Here is a 22,575-nt window from a genome sequence, read left to right as displayed (position 1 = left end):
AGTTAGTTTGTCTAGCATCTAAAAATAAAAATTGACGTTTCACGTTGTTTGTTTCGTTCAGTTTTCAAAGAACTACTCGGTCGCTCATTTGCGACTTCCTTATGTTAACATCTTCGTTTTTCGATGTCAACTAAGTTTTTCAATTTCTTTTTTGTCATTTTCTGCGTTTCCGCATCAGCGACGTTTATTAATATATCACGCAGTATATATAGGGTCAATACTTTTTATAAAAAAATTTCACATCCCGTTAAGGAGTTAAAAAACCTTTGATAACCATCATTATTTCCGTTCGTTCTTCATTCCTCCTTATTTCATATCTTATCGCTTTAACATAATCTCCACCGAATGAAAATTCTAAATTTTGTGTTATATTATTATTATAGGAGTGTGGTGAGAATGAGCATTAAATATTCAAACAAAATCAATAAAATTCGGACCTTTGCATTAAGCTTAGTATTTATCGGCCTCTTCATTGCATACTTAGGTGTCTTTTTCCGCGACAACATTATTATTATGACAACATTTATGATGGTTGGTTTTTTAGCTGTTATCGCTAGTACTGTCGTTTACTTTTGGATTGGTATGTTATCTACAAAGACTATACAAATCATTTGTCCAAGCTGCGATAAACCAACAAAAATGCTCGGTCGTGTCGACGCATGTATGCATTGCAATCAACCTTTAACACTTGATCGAAATCTAGAAGGAAAAGAATTTGATGAGAAATATAATAAGAAGAGCTATAAATTATAGGGATATAGGGTACAGTTCTATTTACAAAGCTAAAGAAGTTTCAACTCATTAAAAAGTCGATTTCTTAACCAAGAAATCGACTTTTTAATTTTTCCTTATTAAACTGAAGTTCCCGTTAGTTTAATAAGGAAAAAGGCTATTAGAAAAACGATGCCTTTCATATCGCTTACTGTCTTCTTCTAAAATTTATTATGTCTATTTTTTCGATATTACAGTAAACATCCCCGTCATGTTGGGTGAGTAATCTTTAAAATTATATTTTTCATAGAATGACGTTTTACCTTCTGATGCAAACAAACCAACAAACGCTTTATCCGGTGCAGTCTGATTTAAGTATTCAACTAAAGCACTCATTATTTTCTTTCCAATACCATTCTTTTGATAATCTGGATGAACCACTATATCTTGAATATAGAAATAGATAGCCCCATCACCAACAATTCTCCCCATACCCACAATTCGATTATTATCATTGACTGTGACGCAGTAAATAGAATTTTGAAGTGATGTTTCCACCACTTCAAAATTCATATAATTAGTCCACCCGACAGAGTCACATAAATACTTGTATTCTTCCAATGTTGGAATGTTATTTTTAATCTCATATGTTTTCAAAGCGCATCCCCCAAGATGTTATTTTCACTACATAAAATCTATTCGACGCAGTTTTATCTAACCCTCTTACTAACGTAACTTGCTCCCATGGGCCTTTCCACTTAACGCTGTAATTCCAAATAAACATAAGATACCTTTATATAATAAAAAAAGAGGCTGACGTAACCGTCAGCCTCTTTTTTTATTATATATTACGCCTTATGACACTCTGGACAAACGCCATAAATTTCTAAGCGATGACTATTAATAACGAAGCCTGTCGTTTTCGCAGCTTCCTCTTCAAGCTGTTCCAATCCTCCATAAGGAAAATCAACAATCTTACCACATTTTTCACAAATCACATGATAATGTTGACTTGTAACATAATCAAATCTACTTGAAGCGTCTCCATAAGTTAATTCCTTTACAAGTCCAACTTCTTTAAATACACGTAAGTTATTATAAACAGTTGCAACACTCATATTTGGAAACTTACCTTCTAATGCTTTATAAATGTCATCCGCTGTTGGGTGCGTCATAGATTCCACAAGGTACTCTAAAATAGCATGACGCTGTGGAGTAATGCGTACACCCGTATTTTTCAGCATTTCTAGCGCTTCTTTTAATTCTTCTTTGACCACCGTCATGCACCCCGATTCTATACGGATTATTATTTTATAATTCTTATAAAGAGTGTACTCCTTTTCTTATAAATCGTCAATATTTCTACTATAAGTATGTGGTTTATTTTTGTATATAGCCTTATTCTTATGTATCTTTCCCCAGTTTCTATACATTTACATAGAAAAAAGTGCGACATAATCGCACTTGGAATACTATCATCTGAGGAGGTATGCCCTACACTTCCACTTTATGTAAGACGATAAAATATGTATAGACACTTGCCTTACTTCTATATATTTTACCTCCACTATAGGTTTACTTTATATAAGAAAGAACGTCCTCGGTATGCCCTTTTACTTTTACCTTACGCCACTCTTTTACAAGTTCACCGTCTTTATTAATAAGAAATGTCGAGCGTTCGATTCCCATATACTCTTTCCCGAAGTTCTTTTTCAATTTCCAAACATCGTACAATTCTGCCACTTTATGATCTTCATCTACTAAAAGTGTAAATGGAAGTTCATGCTTCTCAATGAATTTCAAATGTCTATTCGCTGAGTCAGGGCTTACACCAAGGATAACCGTATCCTTCTCTTGAAATAATCCATATGCATCACGAAAATCGCATGCTTCTGTTGTACACCCTGGAGTCATATCTTTCGGATAAAAATATAGAACTACATTTTTCCCGCGAAAGTCAGCTAAGCGAACTTGTTCTCCGTTACTTCCTTCTAACGTGAATTCCGGTGCCATTTCTCCTACTGTAATCATTATTATCACTCCTTATTGTTTCTTTTACTATATCAAATGCGATCTTATTTTTCATTGTCTATTACAGACCTCATCACAAAAGCAAACGGTAATGTATATCCAATCAGTGCTTCTCCGATTGCAATCCATCTCCCTATTCCAATCGGAGCTATGTCACCATATCCAACGGACAATAAAGTGACTGCACTAAAATATAAACAAATTTCAACAAGCTGAAAAGAATGAGCGGTCAACCTTTCACCATCTTCTTTCAAAACTGTAAAACCCATTTCCTCTAATACAACATAACTTAATCCAAATGCAATCAGTACTGTTGTATAAATTAAAAATAACGAGGCTAAATTATATAACGAAAAGAAACGTTTTGAATCTGAATACGAACTCCATAATAATTGGACACTTCTTAAAATAGCTACTGCTGCAATTAATAGAATAAATCCCCATAACATGTCCTCCACCTCATTTTATATGTATGAGATGGGCGGCTGATTTATCCCTTTGAAACGAACAAGCTTCTATAATTAATTCCCCGCACCACGATATCGTTTTACCCCTTGATTCCAGAGAGTAATTGCAATAGTAAAGCAAATGACACCAACAATTGGCGTTGCAAATGCATAGCTATTCCACTCTGTTTTTCTTAAGAAGTACGCCGCTGGGTATACTCCAACAAATGCAAATGGTAAAACAAACGTTAAAATGAAACGAATTACACGGTTATAAATATTAACAGGATAGCGGCCATAATTACCTATGTTATACATAAGCGGCATAATGGAACTTTTCGCATCCGACCAAAAACCAAGGCTCGCAAGCATAACAAATATCCCGCCATACACAAGCGCTCCTCCTCCTACCATCAGTAAGAATAGGAAGAAATCATACCAGTAAAAGGATAAATTTAGTTCCACTGCTGCGTATCCCATTACAATAATTCCTGTAACCGCTCCAATTAAAGATTCAAGTTCCATTCTTTCTAATATAATTTGAAATAAGCTATGAATTGGTCTCGTCAATACACGATCCATTTCACCTTTAATAATGTAACGATCATTAAAGTCCCATATGTTAAAGAATGCTGAAAAAATGGCAAACGGTACTAAAAAGAAACCATAAATAAAGATGACTTCTTCTCGGCTCCATCCTTTTAATGCTTGTGTATGCCCAAATACTACGAGAATAAAGATTAAATTAACCGCTTGTAGTGATAAATCCGAAAGTAATCCGACGATAAAATCGCCTCGATACTCTAATTTAGTTTTTATATATTGGCTTGCGTATTGCAAAAATAATTTTATATATAGCATCCTATCATCCCCCTTGTACAATTAGACGTTTTCTCGCCGTTTTCCACATGAGTACAATTGGAATAATAAGTATAATTGCCCAAATTACTTGAAATAACAAAGCTTCATATAACTCACTTCCCTGTATACCTTCAGAGAAAATCATACTCGGAATATAACTAATTGCTTGAAACGGTAAAAACACCATTGCTTTTTGGGCCCATAATGGATAAAAACTAATCGGTAATAATAAACCAGAAAATAAATCAATCACAACACGTTTTGCATACATAATTCCACTATTATTAAATAAGAAGAATGTAAGCATTCCCGTCATTAAGTTTATTTGTGTATTAATGATAAAGCTAAATATTAACGATAAGAAGAAATATAACCACGTTTGAAAATTCGTTGTAATTTGTAATGAAAATAACAAAGTAACGATGACCATACCTGGGATTGAAAAGAACGCAAAACGAAATATCCCTTCGCCAAGACCTTGCATAACTTTCATTCCTAAATAGTTATATGGACGAATTAGTTCTACCGCCACACGCCCTTCTTGAATCTCCATCGCAATTTCTCTATCTATATTATTGAAATAAAAAGCACGTGCCATCCATGCGATCGCAATATACGTGGTCATTTGCGAAATAGATAAACTTTCAATATTCTCTTTCCCGCTATAAATCGCTTGCCATAAAAAATAATACGCACCGATATTAATCGTATAAATTAAAATCCCGCTGTAATAATTTGTACGATAAGCAAGCATCATTAAAAAGCGAATGCGAATCATTTCAATATACTTACCCATGCTTAATACCTTCTTCATAAATGTTACGAATTATTTCCTCTGTAGACACTTCGTTAATTTTTAAATCTTTAATTTGAAAAGCTTGTACTACTTTAGAAATAAGCATTGAAATAATAATTTCTTCATTCGGTATTTTTGCAAGCCACGCATTTTCCTCTTTCGCTTTTGACCAAACGACTTGACTATCTGGCATAACCATCGATAACATCTGATAAGAAACTGGAGCGACAAATTGAAAATGGATTTCCTTCTCTGCTCCCCACTGTGTGCGAAGGTTATTTAAAGAACCGTCATACATAATATTTCCTTCATCCAGCATGATAACGCGCTCACATAAAGCTTCAATGTCAGTAATATCATGTGTTGTTAATAAAATTGTTGTTTTATAACGTTCATTCATCTCTTTTAAGAATTCACGTATTTTCAATTTCACAAGAACATCTAGCCCTATTGTTGGCTCATCTAAAAATAGTAACGGTGGATTATGAATTAATGCTGCCGCTAATTCACAGCGCATCCTTTGGCCAAGAGATAACTTTCGGACAGGCTTATCTAATAAAGGACCAATATCTAACGTTTCGATTACGTGCTCCATATGTTCCTTATACTGAGCGTCTGAAACACCGTACACTTTCTTCAATAAACGAAACGATTCTTGTACCGCAATATCCCACCAAAGCTGAGAGCGCTGACCAAAAACAACACCAATTGTTCTCACAAATTCTTCTCTTTGTTTATGTGGATTCATTCCGTTCACCGTGATTTGCCCTGAAGTCGGAGTCAAAATCCCTGTAAGCATTTTAATCGTCGTTGATTTACCAGCACCATTCTCACCAATATAACCAACCATTTCACCTTGCTTCACATTAAAAGACACATCATTTACTGCTGGTACTATTTTATAATTACGATTTAATAAATCGCGAAATGCCCCCTTTAATCCCGGACGACTTGAATAGGCTGTAAACTCTTTACGTAACCCTTGTACCTCAATTACCGATTTCATAATCGGACCCCCTTCCTAAATGTCACAACGAATAGTTTACCCAACTGCTCCTTCTATCACAAACAATACGTCTTTTCTAAAAACATGTTAGAATAATACATAGATTTTTGTAAGGAGATGAATTGTAGTGAATTTCACGAAATCAGAAGCATTACATAAAGAAGCTTTAGAACATATCGTTGGTGGTGTTAATAGTCCTTCTCGTTCTTTCAAAGCAGTTGGAGGCGGTTCTCCCGTTGCAATGGAACGTGGAAAAGGTGCTTATTTCTGGGATGTAGATGGAAATAAATATATCGATTATTTAGCAGCATACGGTCCTATTATTACTGGACATGCTCACCCCCATATAACAAAAGCAATTACAACAGCTGCTGAAAATGGTGTACTATACGGAACGCCAACAGCACTAGAAGTAAAATTTGCAAAAATGTTAAAAGAAGCAATGCCTGCATTAGATAAAGTCCGCTTCGTAAACTCTGGTACAGAATCCGTTATGACAACCATTCGTGTTGCCCGCGCTTACACTGGTCGCACAAAAATTATGAAATTTGCTGGTTGTTACCACGGTCATTCCGATTTAGTACTTGTAGCAGCTGGTTCTGGCCCTTCTACTCTTGGAACTCCTGATTCAGCTGGTGTGCCACAAAGTATTGCACAAGAGGTTATTACCGTTCCCTTTAATAATGTAGAAACTTTAAAAGAAGCGTTAGATAAATGGGGACATGAAGTAGCAGCTATCCTTGTAGAGCCAATCGTTGGAAACTTCGGTATTGTAGAGCCTAAACCTGGATTCCTTGAGAAAGTAAATGAGCTTGTCCATGAAGCTGGTGCATTAGTAATTTATGATGAAGTTATTACTGCTTTCCGCTTTATGTACGGTGGTGCTCAAGACTTACTTGGCGTAACACCAGACTTAACTGCACTTGGTAAAGTTATCGGCGGCGGACTTCCAATTGGCGCTTACGGTGGTAAGAAAGAAATTATGGAACAAGTTGCCCCGCTTGGACCTGCATATCAAGCTGGTACAATGGCAGGAAATCCTGCTTCTATGGCATCTGGTATCGCTTGTCTAGAAGTTCTTCAACAAGAAGGCGTATACGAGAAATTAGATGAACTTGGCGCAATGCTTGAAAAAGGAATTTTAGAGCAAGCTACAAAACATAATATCGATATTACAGTAAACCGCCTAAAGGGTGCATTAACTGTATACTTCACGACAAATACAATTGAAGATTACGATGCAGCCAAAAATACAGATGGTGAAATGTTCGGTAGATTCTTCAAACTTATGCTCCAAGAAGGTATTAATTTAGCACCATCTAAATATGAAGCATGGTTCTTAACGACAGAACATACACAAGAAGATATCGAATATACAATCGAAGCTGTTGGAAGAGCATTTGCTGCTTTAGCAGACAATAAATAATACTGTCATTACAAGGAAAAAAGAAAGGTTACCTTTCTTTTTTCCTTTTTTCTATTTCATAAATCCCGCATTAATAGTATAATTATTCATAATTATCTGTTTTATATTCTTTTAGATCGTTATTATCTCTGTGTACAAGGTGATTTACACCTTAAATAGTAAGATTATTCAATCTTTTACAAGAGGGGGGATTGACGGATGCTCAATAAAAAAAATACATGGACACCGTCTTTATTTCGAGATTATAAAAATGCAGAACATGATGCGTGTGGAATCGTTTCCGTTATGGAAAAAAGAAAAATTCCTACAAAAGAAAATATCGACCTTTGTATACAATCACTAATCAAAATGAACCATAGAGCTGGTTTCATCAATGGCGAAGGCGATGGTATTGGAATCCATATTGATGTACCAAAAGCACTTTGGAACGAAAAATTGAAAAGTAGCGGATATAATCCAACGATTGTGGATCATCCCCACTTTATCGTTGGACATTTTTTTCTAAACAAAAAAGAAAATATTGTTGACTTAAAAAATTACATTCGTACGCAATTAAACAATGAAAACTTTACTATTATTTTCGAAAGTGATGATGTAATAAATTCCGATGCACTCGGTCCACTTGGTAAACAGGAAGAACCTTTATTTTGGCAAGTTGCCCTTATCGCTGAAAATGAAGTTAAAAGTATTGAGCAAACATTATTTGCTGTAACGATAAAAATAGAGGAAAACGAAGCGATTCACGTTGCTTCATTAAGTCGTGATCATGTTGTATATAAAGTTCTAGGTGCTGGAGATACACTTGTTGCCTATTACAACGATTTACAACACCCACTTATCGCTTCAACTATGACACTAGGACATAATCGCTATTCTACTAATACATTATCTAATTTTTTTCGTGTACAACCATTTAGCATTCTCGGACATAATGGTGAAATTAATACAATTGCCAAATTACGTGATCAAGCCGAAATGATTCATGTACCACTAACGGCAGGGGGAAGTGACTCCCAAGATTTAAACCGCACCTTAGAGACTCTTCTTGTTCAATATAACTACAGCTTATTTGAAGCGATGGATATACTATTCCCACCAATTATTAATGAAATAAAACTATACGAAACAAACTTACAAAACTTATACACTTATATAAGAGAAGCTTGGGGACATTTCGCACAAGGACCAGCTGGCATTATTTCACGCTATAAAGATGAAGCTGTATTCAGCGTCGATTCCCTTGGCCTACGACCAGTATGGAAAGTAGAAACAGAAAGCTCTTATATTTTCTCTTCTGAACCTGGAGTTGTATCACCAACCGAATATGTAGAAGAACCGAAACCACTCGCTCCTGGAGAAAAGGTCGGATTAAAATGGAATGAACAAGATGAACTTGTTCTTTATGAATACGACAAATACCAAATTGAAGTATATAATCGTTTCCAAAAACGAATCGATGTTAACAATTATCATTTAAACTTATCTATCCCTGAAGCGAAAGAAATCCAAGGATTATGTGATTCTGTTCAAGTTGAAACGAAACAGTACGTTTCTTTCGGGTGGGATCGAGAGCATATTCAGCTCCTTGAACAGATGGCAACAAAAGGAGTTGAGCCAATTCGGTCACTTGGTCATGACTCGCCACTTGCTGCACTCGATACGGATAGACGAAATATTGCTGACTTTATTAAGGAAAGTGTAGCCGTTGTTACAAATCCAGCAATCGATCGCGATCGAGAGGTCGAACACTTCTCCACACGGACGATACTTGGAGAGCGTCCAAGTTTATTAAGCGGCGCTAAACAGCCATTTGTAGTTGAGATGCTTTCACCAATTATTTTAGAAGGAAGTGTTGCACAATCTATCGCAGAGGAATTGCACACAATTACGTACGAACAACTTATACAGTTGTTCGTTACACATAGTTCTATCGCTACAATTTCTGCCACCTTCAGTCCGTTAGAAACTTTACAATGCGCATTAAATCGAATTAGTTCCGAAGCGATAGCTGCCGTTAACAATGGTGCTTCCCTACTATTATTAGATGACGCAAAAGCTCATCTAAATGAACAGTTATGGATGGATCCACATTTAGTTACCGCTAAAGTACATCAAGTATTAAGTGAAAATAAATTACGCAGAAACTGTTCTCTCGTTATACGTTCTGGTGCCCTTCGTTCCTTACACGATATCGTCACACTATATGGATTAGGAGCAGACAGTATTAATCCATATTTATTGTTCGCGACCATAAATGATGGATCAAAAACACCAATTATGAATCTGTATAATGCACTTAATAAAGGACTAGAGAAAGTCATTTCAACAATTGGAATTCATGAGTTACGTGGTTACGGCCGCCTCTATTCCTCTATCGGATTACATGAGGAAATCGCAAATATATTACAAATTACGAATTTCTTCGGTTCAAATGATTTAGCTTTTTCACTTGAATCGCTTGCTAAAGATGCGAAATCGCGGGCAAATGATTATAACAACCCTAAAATTAGAATGCGAAAATCATTTCATATATTCCCACGGATTTGGAAAGCAATTGGTGATGTTGCAAAAGGAAATTCTTATGATGATTACCGCGATAAGTTAAGTGAATTAGAAGACAATAATCCGATTGCAATCAGACACCTTGTTCAAACGAAACAAACAAAGCATGTCGTTCCGGCTGAAGAAGTGTCTATTAGCATTCAAAATCATGATTTACCGTTTATTATTAGTTCCATGTCATTCGGTTCTCAAAATGAAATTGCCTTTCGTGCATATGCAGAAGCTGCCGATCAGCTAAATATGATTAGTTTGAACGGTGAAGGCGGCGAAATTAAAGATATGATTGGCAAATACCCAAATACACGTGGACAACAAGTTGCATCTGGCCGATTTGGAGTAAACGCTGAACTACTAAATTCATCAAATTTAATTGAAATAAAAATCGGTCAAGGCGCAAAACCTGGCGAAGGCGGACATTTACCAGGTTCTAAAGTAACCGCAAAAATTGCTGAGGCACGTAACGCTACAATTGGATCAGATTTAATTTCGCCTTCTAACAACCATGATATTTATTCGATTGAAGATTTAGCTCAAATGATTACAGAAATTAAAACGGCTAATCAACTTGCAAAAGTAGCCGTAAAAGTCCCTGTCGTTCCTAACATTGGAACAATTGCTGTCGGTATCGCTAAAGCTGGCGCTGATTTTATTAACATTAGCGGATTTGACGGCGGAACAGGGGCTGCACGTATTCATGCATTACAACATGTAGGTCTTCCAGTAGAAATCGGTGTTAAAGCTGCTCACAACGCTCTACTAGAAGCAGGTATGAGACATAAAGTAGAAATTTGGGCAGATGGTGGTATTCGAAGTGTAAATGATGCCTTAAAAATCATGCTTCTTGGAGCAAACCGTATTGGGTTTGGTACATTATCAATGATTGCCATCGGCTGTACAACTTGCCGTGGTTGTCATCTAGATACTTGCCACGTTGGAATTGCAACACAAATTGAATCTGAAGCACAAGCGAAAGAACATGGATTACGCCGCTTCGTCCCGCGCGAATTAGAAAGCGCAGTTGCTGGCCTATTAAATTTATTCACCACTTTCGGTTTAGAATTAAAACGGTTAACAGGGCAACTCGGTTATACAAATTTACAAGAAATTGTCGGGCGTTCCGATTTATTAGAACAAGTTCGAGGTCAAGATTTGTTAGAGTTATGTAATTTACTACAAACGATAGAAAATTCAACTGTTACAACAAGAGTATCTGTGGAAGAAAAACAATTTGAAACAGTGCATTCTCCTCACTCAAAAGAATTAGTAGGAGTTGGCGTAGAACAACGAGTTATGGGCGGTTTAGAATCTTGTTATCGCGTTCGTAGTAAATTATATGAAGATACAAAGCTTGAACCACTTACATTAAAGTATACAAATGGCTCTGTTCCTGGAAATGGATTAGGTGCTTACAATAGTGAAAACTTATTTATACACGTAAATGGCGGCGCACAAGATGGCATTGGCAAAACTTCATTTGGCGGTGGCATTTATATAACGAAAGCAAAAGGTAAAAATGGAACATATTATAATGGGTCTGTCGGAAAAGGATTTGGATATGGTGCACAAAAAGGTGCATTATACGTGCAAGGTAACGCTGACGCTCGTGCTGGTATTCGCCTTTCTGGAGCAGACATGATAATTGGAGGGAGAATGACAAAACCACTCCGTGAAAAAGAGCAAGGAAATATAGGATCATACTCGAATATTAAAGGTTTCGCTTTTGAATATATGACAAATGGGCGGGCTCTTGTTTTAGGAGATCCTGGTCCATGGATCTGTGCTGGTATGACTGGTGGTGTTGTTTATTTACGTCATGATTCAAACTTAGGTTTAACAGAAAAAGCCTTAAAAAGAAGAATCGCAAAAGGTGCAAATGTTACATTACAATCAATTAGTAAAAATGGTGTGCAAGATGTAACTGAACTATTGCTAGATTATATTCGTGTATTAAATGAGCATGAGCAATATGAGGAAGTTGCTTTGTTAACCCCGTTACTAGATGATATGCAGCAGCAATTTTTTGAAATTATCCCGAAAAAGGAGCAGGCTGATCCATCTATCTCAACTGAGTGATATATACCCTTTTTATTTTCAATAAAAAATTGACGAAGTATACTTCTCATAGTAATCTATAGTAACAATTTGAAACCTGCTGAAATTCAGCAGGTTTTTTTACTAAAAATTAATGTTTAAAAAGAATTAGGAAAAAATTATAAAGTGAAACTTTAATCAGTGGGGGTTTTGTTCATCCCCCACTGATTATTAGCCCACACCAATCGGGCATTTACGGGCAGCCCGACTCCCACCTAACTCCTTTGCTCTAGCCGAACTTTGAGGTAGGAGTTCTACTGCCCGCAAATAGCGGGATAAATGAATCTTAATTTCTTTTTTTATATCACTAAAATATCACTTGCTAACATATTGTAATGAATGTATAGTATCATGTTGTACATTCATTATGACAAGAGAAAGGATCTTATTAAGGGTATGAAACTTGGTGCTCGCATTTTAAAAACGGGTATTGCCATCACATTAGCTTTATTTGCTTGTATTTTACTTCACTTACCGAGTCCGGTATTTGCGGGAATCTCAGCTATATTCGCTGTTCAACCGTCTGTATATCGTTCATATTTAACTGCACTTGAACAAATTCAAGCAAACGTAATTGGTGCGGTATTCGCTATCGTATTTGCTACTGCTTTTGGACATAATCCTTTTATTATTGGATTAACATGTATATTAGTAATTGCTCTTACATTACAATTACGATTAGAAAACACAATATCAATTGCTTTAGTAACAGTTATCGCCATTATGGAGTATCAAGGCGAAGATTTCTTTAGTTTTGCCTTACTTCGCTTTGCGACGATTATGATCGGAATTATTGCGGCTTCAATTGTAAATTTAGTGTTTATGCCGCCAAAATACGAAACAAAGCTTTATCATCGTATCGTTGATAATACAGAGGAAATTGTGAAATGGATTCGAATGAATAGCAGGCAAGCTTCTGACTTTACAACGTTAAAAACTGATATTGATCGTATGAAAGAAAAAATGATCAAACTAAACCATTACTATTTGCTGTATAAAGAAGAAAGAAGCTACACGAAAAAAGTACAGTTCGCAAAAATTCGTAAGCTCGTTTTATTCAGACAAATGTTAGCGACGACAAGCCGTGCTTTAAGTACGTTAAAATCATTACATCGCACTGAAAATGAACTGCGCTATATGCCAGAAGAATTTCAGGAATCTATTCAAAACGAACTTGACTCATTAACGCATTATCATGAACAAGTTTTATTAAAATTTATTGGTAAAGCAAAGAAACAACAATCCGTTGAGATGCTTGATGAAGTTGAAACAGGTAAACAAGAATTAATTGATATCTTTATGGAGTATCAAAACAAAGATGATGAGGAAGCATATAAAACATGGTTACATCTATTCCCTCTTATTTCTTCAATTATTAATTATAGTGAAGAAGTAGAGCATTTAGATTTACTTGTGGATAGCTTCTACACATACCATAAACCAGAAACAGAACTCCAAATCGACGATAAAAAAGAAGACGAATAAAAAACAGCTCCTTTTACGCTAAAGGAGCTGTTTCTGTTATATTTTGAAGTTGATATAAATTGTAATAGAATCCCCCTTTTTTCATTAACTCTTCATGAGAACCTGTTTCTTTAATTTCACCATCTTCAATGTAAATAATTGTATCAACATGCGTAATCGTTGCTAATCGATGTGCAATTATAATCGTCGTCCGATCAGCAGCTAACGTTTGAAGTGCCTCTTGAATATACCGTTCGTTTTCTAAATCTAAAGCAGAAGTTGCTTCATCTAATATAAGTAACGATGGATTCTTTAGAAATACTCGCGCAATTGCTACACGTTGCCTTTGCCCACCAGATAACTTCACACCACGTTCTCCAACAACAGTATTGTAACCATCTGGTAACTCTATAATAAAATCATGAATTTGCGCGGCTTTGGCTGCTGCAATCACTTCTGTCTCTTTAGCTTTCGGATTTCCATATAAAATATTAGCTCCGATTGTATCGCTAAATAATAAATTATCTTGCAGTACAATTCCAATATGGCTACGTAAATTTCTCATATCATACTTTCTTACATCTATCCCATCTACATAAACTGACCCTTCCGAAACATCATAGAAACGCGGAATTAAACTAGCAAGAGATGACTTTCCTCCCCCACTCGCTCCTACAAGTGCTACCTTCTCTCCTGGCCGCATAGTTAATGACAAGTTATGTAATATCTCTTTTTCATCTGCATTATAACGAAAAGACACATTATCAAATACAATTTCTCCATTTAATTTTTTCGCTTGTACCGCATTTGGCACATTAACAATATCGTACTTTTCATCTAACAGTTCAAACACTCGATCCATCGAGGCGAAAGATTGCGTTAATGTTGTAGATGAATTAACAAGGCGGCGAAGCGGACTATATAAACTATCCATATAACCAACAAAAGCTACCATAGTCCCTAGCGTTAACCGACCTTGAATTACTTCATATGCTGCAAAACCAATGACAAGTAACGGGCCTAAATCAGTTAAAGTATTTACTGCCGAAAATGTTCTCGCCGTCCAACTTGTATGCGTTAATGCTTTCGTTAAAAATTCACTATTTCTTTTTTCAAACTGCTTACCCTCATACTCTTCTAATGCAAAGCTACGCGTCACTTGCATTCCTTGAATACGTTCATGTAAATAACCTTGCATAGTTGCTAACGCTTGTGAACGTTCTTTCGTCAATTTTCGAAGACGTCCGAAAAAATATTTCACCGCAACAACATAAATAGGTAAAATCAATAAAGCAACAAACGTTAACTTTATGTTCATAGAAAACATAACAATAATAGCAATCGCAATTGTCGCAGTATCTAACCAAACATTCATTAAACCGGTAATTACAAAATCCTTCGTTTGCTCTACATCATGGATTACACGTGAAATAAGCTCTCCTGTTTTTGTATTCGAATAATAACGCAAGCTCAATTTTTGCAAGTGACCAAAAATATGTTTCCGCAAATCATATAGTATTGTATTCGCGATACGTTGCGCGAAATATTGACGATAATATTCAATCGGTGGCCTTAATACTGCAAAAATAAAAAAGGCTATCCCGATCGCCGTTATTAATTGGGACGTTTTATCTTGAAGTGAACCCCCACCTTGGATTACATCGTCGATAATATACTTTAATAACCATGGCATAATAAGCGGGATACCGAACTTAACTAGACCGATAACAATTGTAATAGCAATAAGCCATCTATATGGTTTAACAAATTGTAAATATCTTTTTATACCTTGCACATAATCCCCCCTCTAATAGGACAAACCTGCCGGGAAATCCCCTGCAGGTTTGTTTTAATTTCTGTACATTAAATATCTCTCATACCACATATCTACGAAATCTGGTGCAAATGGACCTTTTCTTTGATGAATCCACTGCGTTAAATGTGCTACATTTCGCTTTAAAATTGTATCAATAACAGGTGGATATTGCATGATTTGACTATGCTTTTCATACTCATCTTCATCTAACAGTGTATATGTCATATCTGGATACACTTTAATATCTAAATCATAATCAATATACTTTAATGCTTCTGAATCATATGCAAAAGGAGAACTTAAATTACAATAATAATATACACCCTCTTCTCTTAGCATCCCAATCACATTAAACCAATAGTTTGCATGAAAATAACAAATTGCAGGTTCCCGAGTAACCCATGTTCGGCCATCTGATTCTGTAACTATTGTTCGATCATTCGCTCCAATTACAAGACTCTGTGTCCCTTTTAAAATCGTTGTCTCTTCCCACATTCTATGAATGGAGCCATTATGTTTATAACTATGTATTTGTACTTTTTCTCCTTCTTTGGGAAATGCCATATATGCTCCCTTCTTTCAACTGCAAATGCCCTTCTTAAATTAAATCAACTATCCTTTGAACTGCATTCACTTTTTTCTATTATAACTTTTTTGTCGAAATTTTAAAACTAAAGCGACAAGACTCTATTTTTCACACTGCATGTTTATTGTTGAATACCATATCCCTACTGAGGCTTTTCCTGACTCATTTATAAATGAGGAAATAATAACAGAAAAAGCCCTTCCTTATTTTCATGTTAAGAAGGACTTTTCATCTGAAGGTAAGAACATATCTTATCCTAAATTTGAAATCATTTTTTCAGTTTCAAAAGATTTAATCACACTATTCGTTTGCTTTTCGAATTTTTCATGTAATAGTTTCAATGCTATTTCTGTTCTATATATTTCTTGGCGAATAAAATGTAAGTCTTTTTTATCGCACGTATCCTTTTCACTCACTTCAATTTGCTGATACTTCTCTAAGTGTGATTGCAATTTTAACAGCTCATCCATCGTTTCCAATTGCTCTCCTACCAACTTATCAAAATCCTTCATTACTTACCCCCTTTTAGATTTATTCATTAGTTATTATTCCTAATTACATATTTCTAATCTTTAACTTCCTTCTCCTTTGACTACATTTGTTGACTTATTAGAAGTTATGTCGTTCACTTTCTTTTCATTACAATGACCCGCACACAAAGAAAACACTTCTCTCGAATTGGAGAAGTGTTTTTCTTTCATTACTCGTTTGAACTAGAAGATTGTGCTTGTTTTGCAGCTGATTTTGCATTTTGTTTTTTCACAGCATGCACGTCTGTTTCAGTTGCAAATTCTGTACCATAACTAGCGTTTGCACTTTGTGCACCAGAAGCTTGTGCTTTCTTTGCTTCTGATTGTGCGTTTGCTTGTTTTACTGCTTGTACATTTGTTTCAGTCGCAAACTCTGTACCATAACTAGCATTTGTACTTTGAATGCTAGCACCAGAAGTTGCCTTGTTATAACCTTGTTGTTTTTTACTCATCTTTCTCACCTCCACAACCAATAATGTAACCAATTCACTCGGAAACTATCCGTAATTTTTTGTTGAAAAATTTCCGCATATATCTCTTAATACTCATTCAAACTATAGGGTACGGAGGTGGAAATATGTATATAGGACGCGATATGACTGAACTAACGATGATTTCAAAAAATGAATGGAAAGAAGATGAATTAGCTTATTTTCATCATTCATTACAACAGATTTTGCCCTATTTAAACGCAGAAGGTCAAAGTATTTATAAAGAAATTGTAATAGAAATTGAATCAAGAGGTGGCTTACAAGAAGGTAATGCCAGTTGGACTCATGGGACAAAAATTTCTTACGATTAAAAAAGTGTTCCCAATCTAGGGAACACTTTTTTTGTTTATCCCGCTTTAATGGGCAGTAAGACCCCCACCTCAAAATGCAGCGAAAGCAAAGAATTTATGTGGGGGATCAACTGCCCATAAAAGTCCGATTAGTTCAACTAATAATCAGTGGGGGATGAAGAAAACCCCCACTGATTAAAGTTTCACTTTATTGCATTGTAATTTTCTCAACACAACTCTCATAAATCGTACGATGCGATTTAGAGAAAGGTAACTGCTCAAATGCTTCTTTCGATACAAACTTTAATGTATCTGTTTCAACAATATCACCAGTTACTTTTCCGTAAAATACGAATATATCCCAGGTGCGATGCGTAAACGTATGTTGCACATTCATTGCGTACTCATCAATAGAAATCGAAAGCTCAAACTTTTCCTTCATATAATCTATAAGCTGTTCTTTCTGACTTCGAATCCCTTCACCAAGTTCAATATTCGGAAACTCCCACATATTAGCTAATAATCCGCTACTTGGACGTTTATTAATAACGTAACGACCATCTTCAGTTTGAAGTACTCCTGCAACAAGCGGTACCATTGTAGGAGCTTTCGCTTTACTTTTTACTGGTAGTTCTTTTTGAACACCTTCAGCATATCCCCTACAATGCTCACGTACAGGACAAAGTAAGCATGCTGGATTTTTAGGAATACAAATTAGTGCACCTAATTCCATCAAACCTTGATTAAAATAAGATGGATTTTCAGCTGAAATAATTTCCCGCACAATCTCTTCAAACACTTTTCTAGTTTTCGGTTTTGCAATGTCATCCCATACTGATAAAATACGGGATAACACGCGCATAACATTTCCGTCAACTGCTGGCTCTGGTATACCATATGCGATACTTAAAATTGCACCTTTTGTATATGGTCCCACTCCTTTTAATTTTTCAATTTTCTTTACATCACTCGGTACTATCCCGCCATATACTTCTTTTACCTCTTTTACAGCCGTGTGTAAATTTCGTGCTCTAGAATAATACCCTAAACCTTCCCATGCTTTTAATACTTCTTCATCATCAGCATTTGCTAAAGCTTCCAACGTAGGGAACTTCCCCATAAAATTTGCGTAATATGGTTTTACAGCTTCTACCCTTGTTTGCTGTAACATAATTTCCGAAACCCAAACACGGTATGGATCTTTATTTTTTCGCCACGGTAAGTCGCGTTGCTCTTTTTCAAACCAACCAATTAAATCATTTTGAAACTGCTCTATGTTAAATTTTTCTAATATTTCAAGTGTCAAACTTGATCCCCCTCATTTTTTTGCATATACGTACTATTATAAAGATTTTTAGGAAAAAATTTAAGTAAGATGACATAGGAAATAGAAGGCAAAGGACTTGAGGTATCGAATAAAAAGAGTTACATTAATAAAAAACGGAGGTGGATTTCTATGGACACAGCCACTCACCTTGTTATGGGTGTCACTTTAGGTAGTTTGGCAACATTAGACCCAGCTATAGCGCAAAGTGATATTGGACCACAAGCAGTTATGCTCGCTACAATTGCTGGTTCCAATATTCCTGACATCGATACAGTTTTAAAATTGCGTAATAACGCTAAATATATAAGAAATCATCGCGGGGTTACTCATTCCATTCCTGCAGTAATTCTTTGGTCATTCCTTATAAGCGGCATCTCTTTCGCCTTCTTTTCAGACGCTCCATATCTTCATCTACTACTTTGGTCATTTATAGCTGTCTTTCTTCACGTCTTTGTAGATATTTTCAATGCCTACGGTACACAAGCGTTACGGCCTTTCACAAAAAAATGGGTCGCACTCGGCATAATTAATACGTTTGATACTGTGATTTTCTTTATCCATATACTTGCGATTGCTTGCATGCTCGTAGGTTCCCATAAAGGATATACAGCCTTAGCTGCATATATATTAATGATTGTTTACTATATCGGACGGATTATGATGCATAGAAATATAAGAAGCGTTGTACACAAACGTTTCAAACATGTTGAGAAGATCATCATTTCTCCTTCTTATCGATTTTATCATTATCATTTAGCAGTCGTTACGACTGATTATTACTACGTTGCGAGATGGCATCGTGGTAACATTATGATATACGATAAGTTCGATCGGGTACCGTTCCCAGATAACGCTATTATGAGAGCTGCTAAACAAGATGAAAACATCTCGGCCTTCTTATCTTTCTCTCCTGTATATCGTTGGGATATTTTTGATTATGATAACTATTACGAAATTCGATTCATTGATTTGCGCTATCGAAGTAAAGATTATTATCCATTCGTTGCAATCGTTCAGCTCGATCAAAATTTAAATATTATTAATTCTTATACCGGATGGATTTTCAGCGAAGAAAAACTTCGAAAGAAACTGGAATTGCTTCCACATTAAAAAAAGCGACTTTAGTCGCTTTTTTAATGTTTTAAATGGTCTTCTTGATTAATTAAATGGCTGTATTTCGGATTATTTGTACGCATTTCATGAAGACGCGCTCCATGATTATTAATCCATGTTCTTACTACTTGCTCAGTCATCTCCTCCCCTTGATAACGACCTGATTTCGCATAAGTTGTTTGAAAATCTTCCCAAAGTAATTCAACCCACGCACGAGCTTGTCCGTAAGAAAGCTTGTCATTCTTGTCTAATAATTCTTTCGTTAATGCTTCATAAATATCATTCATGTTCTAATCTCCTTTTACCTATTTATCCCTTCATTTCTAAAGGATAGTTTCTTCTATTTTGCACATTCTATAAGTGATACTTCTTAAAGAGGTATCAACTGATGATGAGGAGGGCGTTCGCAATGGGTAAACAAGCCGAATTTTGGTCTGAGTCAAAAAACAACAGCAAAATCGACGGTCAGCCGAAAGCGAAATCACGCTTCGCTTCGAAACGACCTAACGGCACAATTAACACGCACCCACAAGAACGTATGCGTGCTGCAAATCAGCAGGAAGAGTAGTACAGGTACAGCCTAAAAAATTAACTTCCTACACGAGGTGATAAAGATGAGCTACCGTGATCGTTTAGATAGTCGTTCTGAATTATTTAACCATACGTGGACTCGTCCGAAACATGCGAAAGCGCAAGTTAACGGACAGACGCAACAAACCCAGTCTCTCATTATATTGGCCAACGAATGTAAAAAACGCCAATTTTAGAATCTCCTATCTCCTTTAACGCCTACCAAAGATGAAAACCAGAGAGATATTCGCTCTCTGGTTTTTATTTTTCTTGCAACAAGGAAATTGGTATCCCAATCTCTTCATTATCATTTTGCTTATAACCCCAAGCAAATACCCCATTGAAGTACGTAATTTTAAATAATACACCAGGTTCTTCTACTAATTCATATGTCTCACCAATATGGAATTTGTTTATATCAGTCATGTAAGCACGGGCCATGGCCATCTTTCTCATTAATACATCGAATTCATTTACAATTCCAAGTTGCTCAGCCTTTACTGCTTGCTCCTTCAAAGCGCCAATTTCTTCTCTAAGCTCATGCGGTGTCATTTCACTGTAGCGTTTTGGCATATTCATCTTATTATTCCCCTCATCCCTCTTCACGTTTCATTTGTAAAAATATCTCTATTTCATCAATAGAAAATCCTTTTCGATATAACGCTTGTTTCATCTTATTTTCGAATGTCCATCCATCATACTTCCTATATTTCTCATAATATTTATTCCCATGATAGTGTAAAGCTTCTTGTTGCTTTTCGTCATCTTTTTCGTCTTTCAATTCTTCCAAACAAATTTGAATCACATCTCTAGAATATCCTTTACGAACAAGCATTTCATCTAACTTTAGCTTCATTTGTAAAAATGAATGCTTTTGATAAGATTTTTTCTTTTTTTCTACAAGAATCAAAGCATTTTCAATTTGCTTCTCCTTTGGATACTCTTGTAAACTATGTGTAATGATTAGATCCTGAACGCCTTTATTTAACAGCTCTCTTTTTATAACAGTTGGACCTTTTCGATTCACATTACTTTGCGTTCGCGTATATAAAATGGCATACTCTTTATCATTAATATATCGGTCATGTAATAATTTCGAAACGACTTCAGAGATGATGGCCTGTCCCACTTCTTTTTTTCGTAAAAAATCTTCTATTTCTTGTTTCGTTCTCATTTGATAGGATAAATAGGAGATTGCTTGTAAATATGCTTTTTGTACCTCTTCATTGAACAAAATATTGCCTAACTCTATTTCATCAATTTCTAAACCTTTTTGTAATCCATGTTTCATTAAGATTACTTGATCCACACTAAATCCGTACTCTTCACCTTGACCTTTATCAATATAAATATTAAATCGCTCTTTCGATCGTTTTTGCACTTCTATTTTTGTAATGACAGCCATACTCTCACCTCTCTATTATTTTAACATAGTCAAGGAACATTTTTGCTTTTCAAGAATATATATAATGAGGAGGAAATAATTATGAAAATTGCAATTTCTGGTGGTACTGGCTTTATCGGCAAATATCTATCTACTTTTTTCATTCAAAAGGGATACACAGTCTATATCCTTACCCGAAAAAATAAAATTGAAACTTCAAACCCTAACCTTCAATACGTACAATGGACACCAGATTTACCTACTTTCCCCCTCTCTTCTATTGATATAGTTATTAATCTAGCTGGAGAGTCAATCAATAGTAGATGGACAAAAAAACAAAAAGAAGCAATTTTAAACAGTAGAATTCAAGCAACAAGAGGACTTATTAAACAACTACAAACACTCAGCACAAAACCACATACATTTATTAACGCAAGTGCTATTGGATACTACGGAACTTCTGAAACAGAGTCTTTTACCGAGCAGCAAGAAACTCCCGGAAATGACTTTTTAGCAGAAACAGTATTTTTATGGGAGCAAGAAGCATGTAAAGCACGTTCTCTTGAAATCAGAACAATATACGCAAGATTCGGAGTCATATTAGGTGCAGACGGAGGTGCTCTTCCAAAGATGCTACTTCCCTATCAATTTTATATCGGAGGCACAATTGGATCTGGAAACCAATGGTTATCATGGATTCATATAGATGATGTCGTTCGCATGATTGATTTCATCATACACAAAGAAGAAATTAATGGTCCTCTTAATATTACAGCCCCGTTACCTATAAGAATGAAGGAATTTGGAGAAACCATGGCAACTATAATGAGAAAACCTCATTGGTTACCTGTCCCTTCATTTATGCTTCACGCTTTATTGGGTGAGATGAGTATACTTGTACTAGAAGGGCAACATGTATTACCTAGTAAAGCAATTGAACATGGGTACCAATACACATTTCCGACAATAGACCATGCATTACAAAATATACTTTCGCATACAATGTAGTACTTCTAAAACACAGTTTTACAAGGGGTTCCCTTTCAAAACTTTCATTTTCTAGGATTCAGAGCA

Annotated in this window: 24 protein-coding genes; 9 read left to right on the top strand and 15 right to left on the bottom strand. The window is 35.7% G+C overall.

The window, feature by feature from the left end; genetic code table 11:
* Positions 1-396 precede the first annotated feature (396 nt).
* The gene (locus JDS92_RS21360) at positions 397-753 is read left to right on the top strand and encodes a YgzB family protein (RefSeq protein WP_000025051.1); all 357 of its coding nucleotides are present in this window, start codon (positions 397-399) and stop codon (positions 751-753) included.
* Between the two features lie 195 nt (positions 754-948).
* Here the strand turns inward: JDS92_RS21360 and JDS92_RS21355 are convergent, their stop codons facing one another.
* The 7 genes from JDS92_RS21355 to JDS92_RS21325 form a co-directional block, all read right to left on the bottom strand.
* Complete coding sequence (locus tag JDS92_RS21355; protein WP_000860626.1) at positions 949-1,368, bottom strand: GNAT family N-acetyltransferase; 420 nt, start codon at positions 1,366-1,368, stop codon at positions 949-951.
* Between the two features lie 191 nt (positions 1,369-1,559).
* The gene (gene perR / locus JDS92_RS21350) at positions 1,560-1,988 is read right to left on the bottom strand and encodes a peroxide-responsive transcriptional repressor PerR (RefSeq protein WP_000237831.1); all 429 of its coding nucleotides are present in this window, start codon (positions 1,986-1,988) and stop codon (positions 1,560-1,562) included.
* Between the two features lie 298 nt (positions 1,989-2,286).
* Positions 2,287-2,742 carry a thioredoxin-dependent thiol peroxidase gene (gene bcp, locus JDS92_RS21345; RefSeq protein ID WP_000633719.1) on the bottom strand — a complete coding sequence of 152 codons (456 nt, stop codon included), beginning with the start codon at positions 2,740-2,742 and terminating at the stop codon, positions 2,287-2,289.
* A gap of 44 nt (positions 2,743-2,786) precedes the next feature.
* Positions 2,787-3,191 carry a potassium channel family protein gene (locus JDS92_RS21340; RefSeq protein WP_000964354.1) on the bottom strand — a complete coding sequence of 135 codons (405 nt, stop codon included), beginning with the start codon at positions 3,189-3,191 and terminating at the stop codon, positions 2,787-2,789.
* Between the two features lie 72 nt (positions 3,192-3,263).
* Complete coding sequence (locus JDS92_RS21335; RefSeq protein ID WP_199632470.1) at positions 3,264-4,049, bottom strand: ABC transporter permease; 786 nt, start codon at positions 4,047-4,049, stop codon at positions 3,264-3,266.
* Between the two features lie 4 nt (positions 4,050-4,053).
* Positions 4,054-4,845 (bottom strand): ABC transporter permease, encoded by a 792-nt coding sequence (locus tag JDS92_RS21330; protein ID WP_000521521.1) that lies wholly within the window; start codon positions 4,843-4,845, stop codon positions 4,054-4,056.
* A complete protein-coding gene (locus JDS92_RS21325) occupies positions 4,838-5,851 on the bottom strand; it encodes an ABC transporter ATP-binding protein (protein ID WP_199632469.1) in 1,014 nt (337 codons plus the stop codon). The genes JDS92_RS21330 and JDS92_RS21325 overlap by 8 nt, the downstream gene beginning before the upstream one ends.
* Before the next feature lie 127 nt (positions 5,852-5,978).
* Here JDS92_RS21325 and hemL point away from each other — a divergent pair, with 127 nt between their 5' ends.
* The 3 genes from hemL to JDS92_RS21310 all read left to right on the top strand — a co-directional run bounded on the left by hemL (position 5,979) and on the right by JDS92_RS21310 (position 13,415).
* The gene (gene hemL, locus JDS92_RS21320) at positions 5,979-7,277 is read left to right on the top strand and encodes a glutamate-1-semialdehyde-2,1-aminomutase (RefSeq protein WP_001011872.1); all 1,299 of its coding nucleotides are present in this window, start codon (positions 5,979-5,981) and stop codon (positions 7,275-7,277) included.
* 198 nt (positions 7,278-7,475) lie between these two features.
* On the top strand, positions 7,476-11,912 hold the full coding sequence (locus tag JDS92_RS21315) for a glutamate synthase-related protein (protein WP_199632468.1): 4,437 nt from the start codon (positions 7,476-7,478) through the stop codon (positions 11,910-11,912).
* Between the two features lie 414 nt (positions 11,913-12,326).
* Positions 12,327-13,415, top strand: coding sequence for an aromatic acid exporter family protein (locus JDS92_RS21310; protein WP_087969380.1), 1,089 nt, complete (start codon positions 12,327-12,329; stop codon positions 13,413-13,415).
* 13 nt (positions 13,416-13,428) lie between these two features.
* Here JDS92_RS21310 and JDS92_RS21305 read toward each other — a convergent pair whose 3' ends face one another.
* The 4 genes from JDS92_RS21305 to JDS92_RS21290 all read right to left on the bottom strand — a co-directional run bounded on the left by JDS92_RS21305 (position 13,429) and on the right by JDS92_RS21290 (position 16,778).
* Entirely contained in the window at positions 13,429-15,189 is a 1,761-nt protein-coding gene (locus JDS92_RS21305) for an ABC transporter ATP-binding protein (protein WP_199632467.1), read from the bottom strand.
* A 54-nt stretch (positions 15,190-15,243) separates the two neighbouring features.
* Positions 15,244-15,774, bottom strand: a complete 531-nt coding sequence (ntdP, locus tag JDS92_RS21300; RefSeq protein WP_000885402.1) for a nucleoside tri-diphosphate phosphatase — start codon at positions 15,772-15,774, stop codon at positions 15,244-15,246.
* Between the two features lie 273 nt (positions 15,775-16,047).
* Positions 16,048-16,308, bottom strand: coding sequence for a YgaB family protein (locus tag JDS92_RS21295; RefSeq protein WP_000651154.1), 261 nt, complete (start codon positions 16,306-16,308; stop codon positions 16,048-16,050).
* 188 nt (positions 16,309-16,496) lie between these two features.
* On the bottom strand, positions 16,497-16,778 hold the full coding sequence (locus tag JDS92_RS21290; RefSeq protein ID WP_199632466.1) for a gamma-type small acid-soluble spore protein: 282 nt from the start codon (positions 16,776-16,778) through the stop codon (positions 16,497-16,499).
* A 125-nt stretch (positions 16,779-16,903) separates the two neighbouring features.
* Here JDS92_RS21290 and JDS92_RS21285 point away from each other — a divergent pair, with 125 nt between their 5' ends.
* Entirely contained in the window at positions 16,904-17,128 is a 225-nt protein-coding gene (locus JDS92_RS21285; protein ID WP_000275432.1) for a hypothetical protein, read from the top strand.
* Between the two features lie 187 nt (positions 17,129-17,315).
* On the opposite strand, the gene mutY is transcribed toward JDS92_RS21285, so the two are convergent.
* Positions 17,316-18,413 (bottom strand): A/G-specific adenine glycosylase, encoded by a 1,098-nt coding sequence (mutY, locus tag JDS92_RS21280; protein ID WP_000171373.1) that lies wholly within the window; start codon positions 18,411-18,413, stop codon positions 17,316-17,318.
* Positions 18,414-18,563: 150 nt separating this feature from the next.
* Between mutY and JDS92_RS21275 the strand changes: the two genes are divergently transcribed.
* The gene (locus tag JDS92_RS21275) at positions 18,564-19,544 is read left to right on the top strand and encodes a metal-dependent hydrolase (RefSeq protein WP_000379139.1); all 981 of its coding nucleotides are present in this window, start codon (positions 18,564-18,566) and stop codon (positions 19,542-19,544) included.
* Between the two features lie 23 nt (positions 19,545-19,567).
* Here the strand turns inward: JDS92_RS21275 and JDS92_RS21270 are convergent, their stop codons facing one another.
* The gene (locus tag JDS92_RS21270; RefSeq protein WP_000998161.1) at positions 19,568-19,834 is read right to left on the bottom strand and encodes a YfhJ family protein; all 267 of its coding nucleotides are present in this window, start codon (positions 19,832-19,834) and stop codon (positions 19,568-19,570) included.
* Positions 19,835-19,956: 122 nt separating this feature from the next.
* Between JDS92_RS21270 and JDS92_RS21265 the strand changes: the two genes are divergently transcribed.
* Positions 19,957-20,115 carry a small, acid-soluble spore protein K gene (locus tag JDS92_RS21265; RefSeq protein WP_000517891.1) on the top strand — a complete coding sequence of 53 codons (159 nt, stop codon included), beginning with the start codon at positions 19,957-19,959 and terminating at the stop codon, positions 20,113-20,115.
* A 46-nt stretch (positions 20,116-20,161) separates the two neighbouring features.
* Positions 20,162-20,314: a YpzG family protein gene (locus tag JDS92_RS21260; RefSeq protein ID WP_000122093.1), complete on the top strand. Its 153-nt coding sequence runs from the start codon at positions 20,162-20,164 to the stop codon at positions 20,312-20,314.
* A gap of 64 nt (positions 20,315-20,378) precedes the next feature.
* Here JDS92_RS21260 and JDS92_RS21255 read toward each other — a convergent pair whose 3' ends face one another.
* Together JDS92_RS21255 and recX are read right to left on the bottom strand one after the other, a co-directional pair.
* Entirely contained in the window at positions 20,379-20,696 is a 318-nt protein-coding gene (locus JDS92_RS21255; RefSeq protein ID WP_001057020.1) for a YfhH family protein, read from the bottom strand.
* Positions 20,697-20,709: 13 nt separating this feature from the next.
* Positions 20,710-21,522: a recombination regulator RecX gene (gene recX, locus JDS92_RS21250; RefSeq protein WP_000268510.1), complete on the bottom strand. Its 813-nt coding sequence runs from the start codon at positions 21,520-21,522 to the stop codon at positions 20,710-20,712.
* An 81-nt stretch (positions 21,523-21,603) separates the two neighbouring features.
* On the opposite strand from recX, the gene JDS92_RS21245 reads away from it, so the two are divergent.
* Entirely contained in the window at positions 21,604-22,509 is a 906-nt protein-coding gene (locus JDS92_RS21245; protein ID WP_000684404.1) for a TIGR01777 family oxidoreductase, read from the top strand.
* Positions 22,510-22,575 lie beyond the last annotated feature (66 nt).

Source organism: Bacillus cereus group sp. N12 (assembly GCF_016483575.1).
Lineage (GTDB): Bacteria > Bacillota > Bacilli > Bacillales > Bacillaceae_G > Bacillus_A > Bacillus_A toyonensis.
The sequence above is the reverse complement of the archived record's forward strand: the minus strand, read 5'-3'. Positions and strand labels throughout refer to the sequence as shown.

Bases quoted from the DNA above. Each gene is read 5' to 3' on its own strand.
- bcp (WP_000633719.1), bottom strand. From the start codon at position 2,742: ATGATTACAGTAGGAGAAATGGCACCGGAATTCACGTTAGAAGGAAGT.
- recX (WP_000268510.1), bottom strand. From the start codon at position 21,522: ATGGCTGTCATTACAAAAATAGAAGTGCAAAAACGATCGAAAGAGCGA.
- JDS92_RS21315 (WP_199632468.1), top strand. From the start codon at position 7,476: ATGCTCAATAAAAAAAATACATGGACACCGTCTTTATTTCGAGATTAT.
- JDS92_RS21275 (WP_000379139.1), top strand. From the start codon at position 18,564: ATGGACACAGCCACTCACCTTGTTATGGGTGTCACTTTAGGTAGTTTG.
- JDS92_RS21310 (WP_087969380.1), top strand. From the start codon at position 12,327: ATGAAACTTGGTGCTCGCATTTTAAAAACGGGTATTGCCATCACATTA.
- JDS92_RS21340 (WP_000964354.1), bottom strand. From the start codon at position 3,191: ATGTTATGGGGATTTATTCTATTAATTGCAGCAGTAGCTATTTTAAGA.
- JDS92_RS21285 (WP_000275432.1), top strand. From the start codon at position 16,904: ATGTATATAGGACGCGATATGACTGAACTAACGATGATTTCAAAAAAT.
- JDS92_RS21270 (WP_000998161.1), bottom strand. From the start codon at position 19,834: ATGAATGATATTTATGAAGCATTAACGAAAGAATTATTAGACAAGAAT.
- JDS92_RS21360 (WP_000025051.1), top strand. From the start codon at position 397: ATGAGCATTAAATATTCAAACAAAATCAATAAAATTCGGACCTTTGCA.
- JDS92_RS21245 (WP_000684404.1), top strand. From the start codon at position 21,604: ATGAAAATTGCAATTTCTGGTGGTACTGGCTTTATCGGCAAATATCTA.
- JDS92_RS21325 (WP_199632469.1), bottom strand. From the start codon at position 5,851: ATGAAATCGGTAATTGAGGTACAAGGGTTACGTAAAGAGTTTACAGCC.
- JDS92_RS21255 (WP_001057020.1), bottom strand. From the start codon at position 20,696: ATGAATATGCCAAAACGCTACAGTGAAATGACACCGCATGAGCTTAGA.
- JDS92_RS21265 (WP_000517891.1), top strand. From the start codon at position 19,957: ATGGGTAAACAAGCCGAATTTTGGTCTGAGTCAAAAAACAACAGCAAA.
- JDS92_RS21330 (WP_000521521.1), bottom strand. From the start codon at position 4,845: ATGGGTAAGTATATTGAAATGATTCGCATTCGCTTTTTAATGATGCTT.
- JDS92_RS21290 (WP_199632466.1), bottom strand. From the start codon at position 16,778: ATGAGTAAAAAACAACAAGGTTATAACAAGGCAACTTCTGGTGCTAGC.
- JDS92_RS21260 (WP_000122093.1), top strand. From the start codon at position 20,162: ATGAGCTACCGTGATCGTTTAGATAGTCGTTCTGAATTATTTAACCAT.
- ntdP (WP_000885402.1), bottom strand. From the start codon at position 15,774: ATGGCATTTCCCAAAGAAGGAGAAAAAGTACAAATACATAGTTATAAA.
- JDS92_RS21335 (WP_199632470.1), bottom strand. From the start codon at position 4,049: ATGCTATATATAAAATTATTTTTGCAATACGCAAGCCAATATATAAAA.
- JDS92_RS21295 (WP_000651154.1), bottom strand. From the start codon at position 16,308: ATGAAGGATTTTGATAAGTTGGTAGGAGAGCAATTGGAAACGATGGAT.